Origin of the sequence: Yersinia sp. 2466 StPb PI (genome assembly GCF_041538325.1) — a bacterium.
Classification (GTDB): Bacteria; Pseudomonadota; Gammaproteobacteria; order Enterobacterales; family Enterobacteriaceae; genus Yersinia; species Yersinia enterocolitica_E.
In genome coordinates, this window is the sequence record NZ_JAULSL010000001.1 from 1,581,071 (window position 1) to 1,595,961 (window position 14,891).

The following is a 14,891-nucleotide window of genomic DNA, read 5'->3' on the forward strand; positions in this document are numbered from 1 at the left end:
GTGCTCAATATGGGTAGTTATCCCCGTCATCTTTCAAACAGCGTTCAAATCGGTTCCCGACCGATATGTCACCCGAATCACTGACCTATGTCAGCTCATCGGGATCTCGTCTTCCTGCATCTTGAAATCTGTTGGGTATATAGCTTTATAGCGCGATAAAGTGATAAACCGTGGTGGCGCGGTAGGTTTTCCCCGGTTTTAGCCAGCAATCAGGTTGTGGCCATTCGGGGTGGTTAGGGCTATCAGGTAGGAATTCACTTTCCAGCGCTACGCCGGTGTAGCTGGCGTAAGTGCCCCCTTTGCGGGCCGGTGTTCCGCCAAGGAAGTTGCCACTATACAACTGCAACGCAGGTGCGGTGGTATAAACACTCATTTGTACCCGGTTATCAGATGACCACAGATGAGCCGCCGGGCTTTCCGTTGCACCGCAAGTACGATGGAGCAGGTAAGCATGATCATAGCCTTTAACCCGCTGCTGACAACGGTCTTGCAGGAAGTCGCGTGCCAATGTTTTTGGTTGTCGGAAATCCATACCGGTTTTCTCAACATTAGCCAATCCGCCGCTTGGGATCCCCTCACTATCAACCGGTAAGTAACGATCCGCAAATAGCTGCAACCGATGCGCCCGTACGTCCAGCCCTTCACCATCAAGATTAAAGTAAGCATGATTGGTCAGATTCACCGGACAGGTTTTATCGACCTGAGCCTGATAGTGGATCTCCAATCGGTTATCTTCCGTCAACAGATATTGCACTTCGGCGGTCAGATTACCGGGGAAGCCCTGATCACCATCAGGTGAGTGCAGTTGATAAGTCACCTGCCTCTCATCCTGCTTAACCTTTTGCCAGCGGCGAGCATGGAAACCTTCAGGACCACCATGCAGTTGGTTAGGTCCCTGATTAGGTAACAGATTGAGGGTTTGACCCTCCACCGTGATTTGGCTGTTAGCAATACGGTTGGCATAGCGGCCAACGGTGGCACCAAGATAAGCGGCTTGACGTAGGTAGTCTGCGGGAGTCTGGCAGCCCAGCAATAGCTCGCGCTTTTCGCCATCGGTCAGCGGCAGGACCGCAGATAGCCAGGTTGCGCCCCAGTCCATCAGCGTTACACTCATACCGGCTTTATTATGCAATTCGGTCAATTCAAAGGGGTGACCATCTGGTGCTAACTGGTCAACACTGCTTGATGATGCAGCGTCGTTTTTCAGCATAAACCCGCTCCTTGTGAAGCCTGACATACGTAGAAGGTCTCTTTCCTACCGCCGCTATGAGCCGGATACTCCTGGGCTACGGCTGCACGAACCTGCTCAACCAGCGACGTTGGCATCAGTGCGACAATGCAGCCACCGAACCCCCCGCCAGTCATACGAACACCACCTTGCTCCCCAATAACGGATTTCACAATATCCACCAAGCTATCGATCGGCGGAACTGTGATCTCGAAGTCATCACGCATCGAAATATGAGACTCCTGCATCAATTGCCCCATCAATTTCAAATCACCGGAGGCCAGGGCATCAGCTGCCGCTAGCGTGCGTTCGTTTTCGGTAATTACATGGCGTGCACGCTTAGCGACGACGGGATCCAGCTCATCCTGAATAGAGAAGAACAGGGTTGGATCCACATCACGCAAGGCTTTAACACCAAAGAAACGGGCGGCAGTTTCACATTGCTGGCGGCGGGTGTTGTATTCGCTATCAACCAGACCCCGTTTCACATTGGAGTTAATGATGACGACCGCAACGTTTTCCGGCATTGCCACGGCACGGGTTTCAAGGGTACGGCAATCGATCAGTAGTGCATGATCTTGTTTACCCAGCGCTGAAATGAGCTGATCCATAATGCCGCAGTTACAGCCAACAAACTGGTTCTCTGCCTCTTGCCCATTTAGCGCCAGATCGACACCGCTAAGGGGCAATTGATAAAGAGACTGCAACGCTTGCCCGACCGCGACCTCAAGTGATGCTGAAGAGCTGAGACCGGCACCTTGTGGCACATTGCCACTGATCACCAGATCTGCACCACCAAAATCGGCATGGCGCAGTTGCAAGTGTTTCACGACGCCGCGCACGTAATCCGCCCAGCGGTATTCGGCATGTGGGACGATTGGCGCATCCAGTGAGAATATATCCTGCTGATTTTCATAATCAGCAGCAATAACACGAATCTGGCGGTCATCACGTTTGCCACAACTGATGACGGTTTCATAATCAATAGCACAGGGCAGCACGAAACCGTCGTTATAATCGGTGTGTTCGCCAATAAGATTGACGCGACCCGGCGCTTTGATAGTGATGTCAGGTTCTTGATTAAACTGTTGGCGAAAAATAGCCTGGGTATGCTGTTTTAAACTCATTATTTGACTCCGGCTTCTCGATAATGAACATCACTTACTGCCCGCAGGTGTTCAGCCGCCTGTTCTGCTGTAAGGTCGCGCTGGGTTTCAGCCAACATCTCATAACCCACCATAAATTTACGTACCGACGCCGAACGCAGCAACGGCGGATAAAAATGAGCATGCAATTGCCAGTGTGTGTTGTCGCTTGCGTTATACGGTGCGCCATGCCACCCCATCGAATAGGGAAAAGAGCACGAGAATAAGTTGTCGTAGCGGCTGGTCAGCTTTTTCAGGGCAATGGCGAGACAACTGCGTTGTTCCACAGAAAGGTCTTCTAACCGCAGCACATGGGCTTTGGGCAGTAATAATATTTCAAACGGCCATGCTGCCCAATAGGGCACTACCGCCAGCCAGTGCTCGGTTTCAACTACCGTCCTGCTGCCGTCACGACGCTCACGTTCAGCATAATCGACCAGCATGGGGGACTGATTTTGCTGAAAATAGTGCTGTTGCAGGCTGTCTTCCCGTGCCGCTTCATTTGGCAAAAAACTATTGGCCCAAATTTGGCCATGGGGATGCGGATTTGAGCACCCCATCGCCGCGCCTTTATTTTCAAATACCTGCACCCATGGGTAGGTTTGGCCTAATTCGGCACTCTGTTGCTGCCAGGTCTGAATAACATCTTCCAACGCAGGCAAAGAGAGTTGCGGCAGCGTCTTACTGTGGTCAGGTGAGAAGCAAATAACCCTGCTGGTGCCGCGCGCACTTTGGCTCCGCATCAAGGGATCATCACTTTGCGGCGCATCAGGTGTATCTGGCATCAGCGCGGCAAAGTCATTGGTAAACACATAGGTTGATGGATAGTCAGGATTGACATCGCCGGTCACCCGAGTATTACCAGGGCACAAGAAGCAATCAGGGTCGTGCGCCGGTAAATTCTCCGTCGCCGGGGCCTCTTGCTGGCCTTGCCATGGGCGCTTGGCCCGATGAGGTGAGACCAGCACCCATTGATCACTTAATGGATTGTATCTACGGTGTGGATGATCCACAGGGTTAAAATCAGTCATAACAACACCTTAATCGGGATAGCCCTGAGGATTATTGGATTGCCAACGCCAGGTATCTGCCGCCATTTCATCAAGCGAGCGGTGTACCCGCCAACCCAATTGTGCGGCAGCTTTGCTCGGATCTGCCCAGTAAGCCGGTAAGTCACCTTCGCGGCGCGGGGCAAAATGGTAGGCCAGCGGCTTGCCACACGCCTTGCTGAATGCCTCGACCACTTGTAAAACACTGCTACCCACGCCGGCACCCAGATTGAAAATATGCACGCCAGGCTGATTGTGTAGTTTTTTCATCGCCGCCACATGGCCATCGGCTAAATCGACCACGTGAATATAATCGCGTACCCCGGTGCCATCAGGTGTCGGGTAGTCATTACCGAATATGGCCAGCGATTCACGACGACCAACGGCAACTTGTGCAATAAATGGCATCAGGTTATTCGGGATACCTTGTGGGTCTTCACCCATGGAGCCTGACGGATGTGCGCCAACGGGATTGAAATAGCGCAGAATGGTCATATTCCATTGTGGGTCAGCCAGTTGCACATCTTGCAAAATTTGCTCAACCATCAACTTGCTACGGCCATACGGGCTGGATGGCAAGCCGGTCGGGAAGCTTTCGACATACGGAATTTGTGGCTGATCACCGTAGACCGTGGCAGAGGAACTGAAGATAAAGTTTTTGATCTGTGCAGCACGCATGGCCTCCAGCAATACTAAGGTGCCGAAGACATTATTATTGTAATATTCCAGTGGCTTACTGACCGACTCACCCACGGCTTTCAGGCCAGCAAAGTGAATGACTGCATGGATAGACTGCTCAGCAAATATTCGGTCGAGTAAAGCGCGGTCACGGATGTCACCTTGATAAAGCTTCGGTGTATAGCCGCTAAGGGCATGTATCCGGGCTAATACGCTGGATTTGCTGTTGCAAAGGTTATCGAGGATGACCGGTTGGTAGCCAGCTTCAATCAATTGCACACAGGTATGGCTACCGATGTAACCGCTACCACCTGTTACCAGAACGTACATAAAAGACTCCTCGAATGACTTTAGTCTAAGAAAGATAGCACGCCATTATGTGAGAAAAGGTGATCTGCGCTCAATAATGGAATCGTTTACATTTAAATTTCTCCCAGTTTAATCCCAGTAAAAGCATAAAGACAGGGGAATAAGCAAGGATAGGCAAAAACAAGAGATAAATAACAGTCACCACATAGATAACTGGATTGGTAGCGTTCTCATCCATTAATTCAGCAGAAATGTCCTGCCTGTTATGCACCGCCCGATTCCAGTTAAGAATGCTAGCCTCGGGTCGGTAGATAACAGGGTAGATAAAGATTAGTGCGATGAATAAAGAGGATAAGTGAAGAACAATAAATGCATCAAATTCAGGGCGAAGTGAAAGGCAACCGCCACCCATAAACGACCACTCCACAGCCATGCCAGGCCGTAAATTAACCCTGCCAATGCGGCGAACACCATCAATAGCGGGCCGCCTGCAATATGTGCTGCGCCAAATAATAGGGCGGTGAGCAGTAGGGCCGGATAGTTACCCAACCACTGACTTAACCTTTGTTGCAAATAGCCACGAAACAGTGCTTCTTCTGCCAGACAAACAAAAAACACATTAGCGACCACAAAGGAACCTATCCATGCTGGGGTGTGCATCTCAATTTTCAGGCCGCCTAAGGCAACAGCCAGCAACAGCAATGCAGGGATACTGACAATCAATACCAGCCAGCTTGCACGGCTCACTGATGGATGCTTTTTCGCGACAAATAAGGTTGGCAGGCAAACCAGTAAAATAAAAGGTATTAATGCTTTATCAAGATTGTAATACAGGCTGAAGGGTGCGCTGAGTGGCCCTGTCTTCACGTCTTTCAATACATTTAGATTATTAAAACCGGGTACCAGATGCAGAAACAGTGCGATTGCTGCCATCACCAGCAGCAATTCCAGTGCGACGGCCGGCCATTTCCGGTGACGATATTTTTTCAGTAGTAGTGCCACAATCAATGTTAGAAGCAAGAATGCGGCCGATGGTAGAGTCAAAACACCGTGATACAAGGCAATTGACAGTGACGACAGCAAGAGAAACAGGGAAAGTACCCGGTTAATTGATAAGAAAAGTAACGAAGCAGCAAGTATGCCCCACATAAATATCCCTTTAATGTTATGCCCGTCATCTTTCAAATCGCAGGTGCGGTGGCCGCTTGATTCGCTCGGCTTATAGGGCTATACCCCTTTTGAGACTTAGCCTGCGGACTCACGTACATGCAGTTCAAATCGGCTTATGAGCGCTTTGTTTCTTGCGGCTGGCCTGCACCTGAAATTTATAGGGTATAAATCCTGATGGTGGCTGAATATGTTAAGTTTATCGCCGGCTCTGATAGGGGCTGGCAGTAAGAATGATAGCATAAGCCCCCGCCAATAAACGCCGCTTCCGTTGAGGATAGCTCTCATTATCCTCAACGAAATGCCTGAAGAGTTTTAACCTGCTAACTTTTCCTGTTGGTAGTGATAAATATCGCCATCAGGAACAAAGGTCAGACGGTGGGTAATGCACTGTGGTGCATCTTCAGCATGGTGAGAAACGAATAACAGTTGCGTGTCACCCTCACTGATCATTACATCAATAAAACGCCGTACCAATAGGCGATTAAGCGGGTCCAAACCCTGCAAGGGTTCATCAAGAATCAACAGTGCAGGATGCTTAACCAGTGCTCGGGCGATCAGTGCCAACCGCTGTTGTCCCCAGGAGAGACTGTGGAAGGGCTGATTAGCGGTCACGGCGGAAAAACCGAGTAAGTCTAACCATTGATTGGCTAATTGTTGTTGGCGATCAGACACTGCCTGATAAATACCGATTGAATCGAAAAAACCGGAGAGAATCACGGTACGTAGATTGGTGCTGACGCGGTAATCCAGATGCAAACTACTGCTGACATAACCAATATGGCGTTTAATATCCCAGATAGTTTCCCCACTGCCACGGCGGCGGCCAAACAGTGTCAAATCATTACTGTATCCTTGCGGATGGTCGCCAGTAATCAGGCTGAGTAAGGTTGACTTCCCAGCACCGTTTTGGCCAATAATTTGCCAGTGTTCACCGGGATTAACCTGCCAACTCAGGTTATGAAGAATAGGGCGGTCATTGTATTCAACCACGCCATTACGCAAGATAATTAGTGGCTTATCTGGTGCGAAAGGGGCCTGCTGTTGCGGGTGTTCTGTTTCTGGCAACAACATACCATCAAGGTTTTCACTGTGCGCCAGTTGGGCAATCAATGCCTCGGAAAGAATCTGCTGGCGGGGGCCAGTATGGGTTAATTGGCAATCTGCCAGCACACCGACGTATTGCACAAAATCAGGGATATCATCAAAACGATTTAGTACCAGCACCAGCGTGACACCTTGTGCTGAAAGGGTGGATAGCATACCAGCCAACTGCGTGCGGGCTGTCACATCCAGACCATCAAAGGGTTCATCCAGAATCAACAGATCCGGTTGTGGCATCAGCGCTCGGCACAGCAATGTTTTGCGGGTCTCACCAGTAGAAAGATATTTAAAGCGACGCGAGAGTAACTGGCTGATACCAAACTGCTCTGCCAACTGCTGACAACGTTGCGGATCAACGTATTCTTCCTGAATGATCTCTGCGGTAGTACGCCCGGTATCGTCTTCATCTGCGCTGAGTAAATCAGTGTTATTGCGCTGCCACTCTTCGCTGACTAACTGCTGAAGTTGCTCGAACGACAAATGCACGCTGTGGCGAAAATGGTTGTGGCGGCTGCCGCTCAACAGGATTAATTCCCCTGCTAATGCCTTTGCCAACGCGGATTTCCCGCTACCATTGGCACCGACAAATGCCCAGCTATCACCCGATTGAACATGCAATGCTGGCAGGATGAGTGTCCGGGTGTCACTCAGGCGAAAACAACCTTGCGATATTTGCAACTCCGACATCATTCTTTCCATATTTTGCAACACAATAAGGGTGTTAGGGATAATCGGAAAGGGGCAAAATGTCAACAGTAAATACTAAGGTTGTTTTGCATAACTAAGCTGAATTATTTAGCAAAGTGTAGCGATAATGACCCGATCTGCATTGAATTGGGCAATGACGTGACTACCAACATGCAAATTCAGCTTATGTAATTCGCTATTGTTTTGTGTCGAACACAAGCTGGCTCCCCCAGTTAAGGTCACGATAACTTCACTGTGATCGCTGCCGGGTTCAATACTGGCCACGGTACCGGGCAGAGAGTTATCAGCAGCCCCCGCCAGTGCCTGATCAGTAACCAGTTTTACCCAAGGGGCTTTGATCAGTGCCAATACTTCTTTGCCCGCCGAAAGTTGCAAGCGATCAGCACTCTGTTGAGTGAGTGCCGCAGATAACCGGGTTTTGCCGTCTGATAATAGGATATTGACGTGTTGTTGAACCTGCTGATGATCCCGCTCAATCAGGGTGCCGAAAAATTGATTACGGGCGCTGGTTTGTAAAGAGAAGCGCGAAATAGCTGCCAATAAACTATCGAGTGGCAGCGAATCATCTTTCAGCGTGTCAAATGCCTTTTGCTGGATCTTGGCGAGCAAATCATAAAGTTGAATTAAACGCTCGCCGTAACGAGTCAGGTGCGCGCCGCCACCGCCTTTACCACCTGTTGCCCGCTCAACCAATATTTCCTCGGCTAAGGTATTCATTTCGTTAATCGCGTCCCAGGCACTTTTATAGCTAATCCCAGCCAGTTTTGCGCCCTGGCTGATGGAACCGGTATGCTGTATTTGTTTCAGTAATGCGATACGCCGGGGATCAGCAAACAGCCGTTGCTGAAGTTTTAGGGTAAGAAGAATTTCAGCCTGCATGATTTTTTACTCCGGCGGGAAAGGATTATTGCTATCTAAGTGCTTGTATACACCTGAATCGCACGTTTGGCAGGTTACATTCTTTTGCTGTTAGTTAAAATAACAGGGTTCATTCATCGCTGATATAATTTACAGTAAATGATAGATCCTAGTTATTGTGATAACGTAAGTTATCGCTCAATGAGCAGTAATGAGAGGCTGATATGTTGGATTTATTGAAAAGTCTGGTCTTTGCCGTGGTCATGGTACCGGTGGTGATGGCCGTGATTCTGGGGCTTATCTATGGACTGGGCGAGGTGTTCAACGTCATCTCTAAGACCGGTCACACCAAAGAACGCTCTTAATCTGATTTCTGAATGCCCGGCACATAGACGCTGGGCATTTTCGTTTTTCTCCCTCATTTCCTCCACTCCCCCACTTGTTACCACAGCTCAAGATACCTCACATCTTGCCGATAAACTGCATGACCTGCTTATAATGTTGCGTTATATTCCAATGTATATAGCGATTTCATTAATGCGGAGAACAACATGAAGAATCAATACGGTAACGCCAAGGTTTGGGTAGCGAGTGCAACACTGCTGGCAGCATTTTCCGGCACCACGTTAGCGGCGGACAACATTACAGTGTTTGCTGCGGCTTCATTGACCAATGCATTACAAGATATTGCCGTACAGTATAAAAAAGAGAAGCAGGTTGATGTTGTTGCGTCGTATGCTTCATCTTCAACGTTGGCACGCCAGATTGAGCAGGGCGCACCGGCTGATATGTTTATTTCTGCCGATCAGCAATGGATGGATTATGCTATTGATAAACAGCAAATTGTTGCCAATACTCGCTACACCTTATTAGGTAATGAACTGGTATTAATTGCTCCGCAAGACAGTAAAATAGATAAAGTCGTAATCGATAAAAAAACCGACTGGAAGAAATTATTGGATGGTGGCCGTTTGGCGGTGGGCGATCCTGATCATGTTCCTGCTGGGATTTATGCCAAAGAGTCACTGGAGAATTTAGGTGCCTGGTCAACTTTAGCCCCTGAAATGGCGCGGGCCAATAACGTGCGCAGTGCAATGGCACTGGTCGAACGGGCAGAAGCGCCGCTGGGTATTGTCTATGGTTCAGATGCGATAGCCAGTAACAAAGTTAAGGTTGTGGGGATATTCCCGGAAGCAAGTCATAAGCCGGTTGAATACCCGATGGCAATTGTTAAAGGTCATGAAAACCCGACCGTGAGTGCTTTTTATGATTACCTGAAAAGCCCAGCAGCGGCGGTTATTTTCAAAAATTATGGATTTACCCCACGCTAATGATATTGAGTGAGTATGAGTGGCAGGCAATTATTCTTAGTCTGAAGGTTTCAGCGGTTGCGGTGGCGTGCAGTTTGCCGTTAGGCATTTTAATGGCGTGGATTTTAGTGCGCTGCCGTTTTCCCGGTAAATCGTTGTTAGACAGTATTATTCACTTACCACTGGTGCTGCCACCCGTGGTGATTGGCTATTTATTGTTGATAAGCATGGGGCGGCGCGGTTTTATTGGCGAGTGGCTCTATAGCTGGTTTGGCATTAATTTCAGTTTTAGTTGGCGTGGTGCGGCGTTAGCCTCGGCGGTGGTGGCCTTTCCGCTGATGGTGAGGGCTATCCGGCTGGCGTTGGAAGCAGTTGATACGCGTCTGGAACTGGCGGCCCGCACGCTAGGAGCCAATCCGTGGCGGGTGTTTTTCACCATTACGTTACCGCTCTCTTTACCGGGGGTGATTGCTGGCACCGTGCTTTCTTTTGCCCGTTCACTGGGGGAGTTTGGGGCGACCATCACTTTCGTCTCCAATATTCCCGGTGAAACCCGCACTATTCCACTGGCAATGTACACACTGATTGAAACCCCTGGGGCGGAAGCTGCTGCTGCGCGTTTGTGTGTCATTGCCATTATTCTGTCGTTGGTGGCGTTGCTATTATCCGAATGGCTGGCCCGCTGGGGTAAAAAACGCATGGGGGCACCATGTTAGAGCTGGATTTCAGTCAGCAACTGGGCGATTTGGATTTACGCGTTTCCACCAATCTGCCCGCCCAAGGTATCACCGCTATTTTCGGGTTGTCGGGGGCCGGTAAAACCTCATTAATTAATGTTATTGGTGGCCTGACCCGTCCGCAGCAAGGCAAAGTGGTGTTAAATGGCCGGGTGCTGGTGGATGCCGAGCAGCAAATCTATCTGCCACCGGAAAAACGCAAAGTCGGTTACGTATTTCAGGATGCGCGCTTATTTCCCCATTATCGGGTGCGGGGCAATTTACAATACGGCATGGCCCCGTCAATGCGTGGGCAATTTGACACAATTGTCGGTTTGCTGGGTATCGAGCCACTATTAAGTCGTTTCCCACTGACCCTCTCTGGCGGCGAGAAACAGCGTGTTGCTATTGGGCGCGCATTATTGACCGCCCCCGAACTGTTGTTGATGGATGAGCCACTGGCCTCTCTGGATTTGCCCCGCAAACGTGAGCTGCTGCCTTATCTGGAGCGGTTGGCGCAAGATGTTAACACCCCTATTTTGTATGTTAGCCACAGCATGGATGAGATCCTGCGGCTGGCAGATCAAGTGGTGGTTATGGATGGTGGCAAAGTGCGCGCGGTCGGCGGGCTGGAGGAAGTGTGGGCCAGTAGTGCATTGCGCCCGTGGCTGCAACGGGAAGAACCGAGCAGCATACTGCGGGTCAGTGTCATTGGTCACCACGACCGCTATGCCATGACCGCGCTGGCGTTAGGTGATCAGCGATTGTGGGTGGGTAAGCTTGATGCGCAAGAGGGTAGCTCAATGCGTATTCGGATTAATGCAGCCGATGTTTCGTTGGTATTACAGCCACCGCAAAGCAGCAGTATCCGTAATATCTTGCCGGTAAAAATTGCCGAATGCCTTGAGGTGGATGGGCAGGTCGATGTCAAACTCGCGGTTGGTGATCAATGGTTGTGGGCGCGGATCACGCCGTGGGCACGGGATGAATTGGCGCTTAAACCCGGTCAGTGGGTGTATGCACAGATAAAAAGTGTCTCGTTTAACCGCAAGAATTGAGGGCGATAACCGCTGGGTTCACCCGACGATAAAACGCCCGTCAGCCGGGCGTTTTTTACTATCAAGCCAGGACATGCTGTCGGATGACGCCAGCAATACCGGGTTGTTCGTTATCGGCAATCACCAGGTCAGCCCGCTGTTTGATAGCATCGGCGCTATTCCCCATCGCCACTCCCAAACCAGCGCTTTCCAGCATGCTCAGGTCATTAAAGTTATCACCAAAGGCAACCACATCTTTCATGCTCAAACCCTGAGATTCAACCCATTGCTGTAGCCGCTTACCTTTGCTGTTACCCGCCTGTGCGATATCAACTTGATCATGCCATGACCATTCGCAAGCCAACCCCATGTCATTCTCAATCTGGGTTGCGAGCGCTCTCAGTTGCTCAATATCCGAGTGTGAAGTGGCGAATTTCCAGATAGAACTGGCAGTGTGAGCAGCATCAAGCAAGCTATCAACGTGGAGTAGCGTTGGGCGCTGAGCGGGTGGTAATGACTCAGCCCAACTGAGTGAGCGAATCACATGCCCGCTGGTTTGCTGATAGAGCATGGCATCGTCCACATACATTAGCCCGTGGATACCGGTTTGCTCCAGCAACTGCAACACCTGAACCGCTTGTTGAGGCTGCAAGGGGTTTGAATCTAATACCTTTTTGGCATGGTAATCATAAATATAGGTACCGTTACAGCAAATTGCAGGTGTATCAAGTTCTAGTGCCTGATAAAACGGGTGAATAGCAACATGATGGCGGCCGGTCACCACTACCACTTTGATGCCTTCAGCACGGGCTTGCGCCAGTGCGGACAAGGATTCTGGCAGAATACGTTTTTTGTGATCCAGTAGCGTTCCGTCTAGATCCAGTGCAATTATGCGATAGGTCATGGCAGCAATAGTCTCGTTAATAAGGGCATTAATAGTATGGTTACATAGTATTACCCGATGGTACACCGGATGGCGGGTTGATTAAACCAAGCCTGGGAGTGGGTAGCATAATCAGCTAAAAATAAGCAGGATAAGTTTTAAACAGCGCGACAGCAGACTGTTGTTATGTCCGCCGAGTCAGGTAAGCTAGGCTAAAGAGTGTTGCCTAATAGGTTCGACTAAGGAGTAGAGATGAAGCAAGTGGTTTACGTGGCAAGCCCAGACAGTCAGCAGATCCATGTTTGGCAATTAGATTCCGCCGGTGCATTAACCTTATTACAAACGGTGGAGGTGCCGGGGCAAGTGCAGCCGATGACAATCAATCCAAACCAGCGCCAGTTATATGTAGGGGTGCGCCCCGATTTTGCCATTATCAGCTACAACATCAGCGACGATGGCACATTGACCGCCGCTGGCATGGCACCACTGCCAGGCAGCCCAACGCACATTGGCACTGATTTACAAGGCCGCTTCCTGTTCTCTGCTTCATATAGCTTTAACTGTGTCAGCATTAGCCCTATTGATGAGCAGGGTGTGGTACAGGCACCTATTCAGCAATTGGATGATTTGCCTGCTCCACATTCGGCGAATATTGATCCGACCAATCAAATATTACTGGTACCTTGCCTGAAAGAAGATAAGGTGCGGTTATTTGATCTGAGCCTTGAGGGTAAACTGACCCCACACGTTCAGGCGGCGATACCGGTTGCTGCCGGTGCGGGCCCACGTCATATGGCCTTCCACCCCAATAAACACGTCGCCTATTGTGTTAACGAGCTGAATAGCTCGGTAGATGTGTATCAAATCAATAAAAACGGCCAAGAATACCAGCTAATACAGACGCTGGATGCGATGCCAACAGACTTTACCGGCACTCGTTGGGCGGCTGATATCCATATTACGCCAAATGGCCGTCATCTCTATATCAGTGACCGTACTGCCAGTCTGCTGGGTATTTTCAGTGTTTCTGACGATGGGCGTGAGATTACGTTGGTCGGGCACCAACAGACTGAAGCACAGCCACGCGGTTTTAATATCGATAACAGTGGTAACTTCCTGATCTCTTCCGGCCAGAAGTCGGATCATATTGCCGTGTATCGTATTGATCAACACAGCGGTGAGCTAACCCCCCTGAAGCGCTATGCAGTAGGGAAAGGGCCAATGTGGGTCACTATTTTGGCACCAAGAGCTTAAAAAATAATATTGCAGGGCGGGGAAATGTGTCGAAGGGGTCGTAACGGCGTAAGCCGTCGCAGCGCCCATCGGTGCAGTTGCCCGCCAATTTGCGAACGATATTGTCCACCACTGCTTTAGTGGATATTTACTATCGCAGCTTTCACCGCATCCGTTAACCGCGTCAGTGATTGCGGCGAGATAATATAAGGCGGCATCAGGTAAATCAGTTTACCAAACGGGCGGATCCACACACCGTGCTCGACAAATTGCCGTTGCAAGCGCGCGACGTTAACCGGCTCTTTCATTTCCACTACCCCAATTGCCCCTAATACCCGCACATCGGCTACTGCTTCATGTTCTGCAAGTGGCATTAACGCGTGTTTCAATTGGTTTTCTATGGCGGCAACCTGCTGTTGCCAGTGATTCTCAGCCAACAGACTCAAGTTTGCCGAGGCGACAGCGCAAGCCAATGGATTAGCCATAAATGTCGGGCCGTGCATAAAGCAACCCGCATCACCGTTACTGATGGTTTCTGCCACCTTACGGGTAGTTAAGGTAGCCGATAAAGTCAGGTAGCCGCCGGTCAACGCCTTACCCAAACACAGAATGTCTGGCACGATTTGCGCATGTTCGCAGGCGAAAAGTTTACCGGTGCGGCCAAAACCGGTAGCAATTTCATCGGCAATCAACAAAATCTGGTGCTGATCGCACAATGCTCTGACCTCACGCAAATAGGCGGGGTGATAGATACGCATTCCACCGGCACCTTGCACTATCGGTTCCAGAATGACTGCGGCTATCTCGCTGGAATGTGTGGCTATCATTGCAGCAAAATCAGTGATGTCTTCCGGGTTCCACGGCTCGTCGAAGCGGCATTGTGGCGCGCGGGCAAACAGATTTTCAGCTAAATACCCCTGATACAAACTGTGCATTGAATTCTGGGGATCACAAACTGACATCGCACCAAAAGTATCACCATGGTAGCCGTGGCGCAGGGTTAAAATCCGTTGCCGCCGTTCACCTTTGGCCTGCCAGTATTGCAATGCCATTTTCAATGCCACTTCAACGGCCACCGAACCCGAATCAGCGAGAAAAACACACTCTAGTGCCGAAGGGGTTAGAGCAACCAACTGTTGGCAGAGTTCCACGGCGGGCGGGTGGGTGATACCTCCAAACATCACATGGGACATTTTATCCAACTGCTGATGTGCCGCGTGGTTCAGTACCGGATGATTATAGCCGTGAATGGCCGCCCACCATGATGACATGCCATCGATCAGACGTCGGCCATCAGCCAGTTGCAGCTCAACGCCATCGGCTGCGACCACCGGATAGCAGGGAAGCGGGTCAGTCATTGAGGTGTAGGGGTGCCAGATATGACGTTGATCAAAAGCCAGGTCAGAAGGTGTCATGAGGATTGTTGTAAACCAATTCATTGCAAGAATGGTTGACAGTATATCGAG

14 protein-coding genes are annotated in these 14,891 nt (G+C 50.0%); 5 read left to right on the top strand and 9 right to left on the bottom strand.

What is annotated here, in order from left to right; all coding sequences use genetic code 11:
- Positions 1-145: 145 nt before the first annotated feature.
- The 7 genes from galM to modE all read right to left on the bottom strand — a co-directional run bounded on the left by galM (position 146) and on the right by modE (position 8,267).
- The gene (gene galM / locus Q2T72_RS07115) at positions 146-1,210 is read right to left on the bottom strand and encodes a galactose-1-epimerase (protein ID WP_083159562.1); all 1,065 of its coding nucleotides are present in this window, start codon (positions 1,208-1,210) and stop codon (positions 146-148) included.
- Entirely contained in the window at positions 1,204-2,355 is a 1,152-nt protein-coding gene (gene galK / locus Q2T72_RS07120) for a galactokinase (protein ID WP_083159560.1), read from the bottom strand. The genes galM and galK overlap by 7 nt, the downstream gene beginning before the upstream one ends.
- On the bottom strand, positions 2,355-3,404 hold the full coding sequence (galT, locus tag Q2T72_RS07125) for a galactose-1-phosphate uridylyltransferase (RefSeq protein ID WP_083159558.1): 1,050 nt from the start codon (positions 3,402-3,404) through the stop codon (positions 2,355-2,357). The genes galK and galT overlap by 1 nt, the downstream gene beginning before the upstream one ends.
- Before the next feature lie 9 nt (positions 3,405-3,413).
- Entirely contained in the window at positions 3,414-4,430 is a 1,017-nt protein-coding gene (galE, locus tag Q2T72_RS07130) for a UDP-glucose 4-epimerase GalE (protein WP_372568873.1), read from the bottom strand.
- A 309-nt stretch (positions 4,431-4,739) separates the two neighbouring features.
- Entirely contained in the window at positions 4,740-5,558 is an 819-nt protein-coding gene (locus Q2T72_RS07135) for a lysostaphin resistance A-like protein (RefSeq protein ID WP_372568874.1), read from the bottom strand.
- Between the two features lie 333 nt (positions 5,559-5,891).
- A complete protein-coding gene (gene modF / locus Q2T72_RS07140; protein WP_083159552.1) occupies positions 5,892-7,367 on the bottom strand; it encodes a molybdate ABC transporter ATP-binding protein ModF in 1,476 nt (491 codons plus the stop codon).
- Between the two features lie 108 nt (positions 7,368-7,475).
- Positions 7,476-8,267: a molybdenum-dependent transcriptional regulator gene (modE, locus tag Q2T72_RS07145; RefSeq protein ID WP_083159550.1), complete on the bottom strand. Its 792-nt coding sequence runs from the start codon at positions 8,265-8,267 to the stop codon at positions 7,476-7,478.
- Between the two features lie 203 nt (positions 8,268-8,470).
- Between modE and Q2T72_RS07150 the strand changes: the two genes are divergently transcribed.
- From Q2T72_RS07150 to modC, 4 genes are all read left to right on the top strand, one after another.
- A complete protein-coding gene (locus Q2T72_RS07150) occupies positions 8,471-8,611 on the top strand; it encodes an AcrZ family multidrug efflux pump-associated protein (protein WP_083159548.1) in 141 nt (46 codons plus the stop codon).
- A 186-nt stretch (positions 8,612-8,797) separates the two neighbouring features.
- Positions 8,798-9,577, top strand: coding sequence for a molybdate ABC transporter substrate-binding protein (gene modA / locus Q2T72_RS07155; RefSeq protein WP_083159546.1), 780 nt, complete (start codon positions 8,798-8,800; stop codon positions 9,575-9,577).
- Positions 9,577-10,272: a molybdate ABC transporter permease subunit gene (gene modB, locus Q2T72_RS07160; protein ID WP_032907071.1), complete on the top strand. Its 696-nt coding sequence runs from the start codon at positions 9,577-9,579 to the stop codon at positions 10,270-10,272. The genes modA and modB overlap by 1 nt, the downstream gene beginning before the upstream one ends.
- The gene (gene modC, locus Q2T72_RS07165) at positions 10,266-11,330 is read left to right on the top strand and encodes a molybdenum ABC transporter ATP-binding protein ModC (RefSeq protein WP_083159544.1); all 1,065 of its coding nucleotides are present in this window, start codon (positions 10,266-10,268) and stop codon (positions 11,328-11,330) included. The genes modB and modC overlap by 7 nt, the downstream gene beginning before the upstream one ends.
- A gap of 61 nt (positions 11,331-11,391) precedes the next feature.
- Here the strand turns inward: modC and Q2T72_RS07170 are convergent, their stop codons facing one another.
- Positions 11,392-12,213, bottom strand: a complete 822-nt coding sequence (locus Q2T72_RS07170; protein WP_083159542.1) for a pyridoxal phosphatase — start codon at positions 12,211-12,213, stop codon at positions 11,392-11,394.
- A 231-nt stretch (positions 12,214-12,444) separates the two neighbouring features.
- Between Q2T72_RS07170 and pgl the strand changes: the two genes are divergently transcribed.
- The gene (gene pgl, locus Q2T72_RS07175) at positions 12,445-13,446 is read left to right on the top strand and encodes a 6-phosphogluconolactonase (RefSeq protein WP_372568875.1); all 1,002 of its coding nucleotides are present in this window, start codon (positions 12,445-12,447) and stop codon (positions 13,444-13,446) included.
- A 116-nt stretch (positions 13,447-13,562) separates the two neighbouring features.
- Here the strand turns inward: pgl and bioA are convergent, their stop codons facing one another.
- Complete coding sequence (bioA, locus tag Q2T72_RS07180; RefSeq protein WP_083159538.1) at positions 13,563-14,840, bottom strand: adenosylmethionine--8-amino-7-oxononanoate transaminase; 1,278 nt, start codon at positions 14,838-14,840, stop codon at positions 13,563-13,565.
- Positions 14,841-14,891 lie beyond the last annotated feature (51 nt).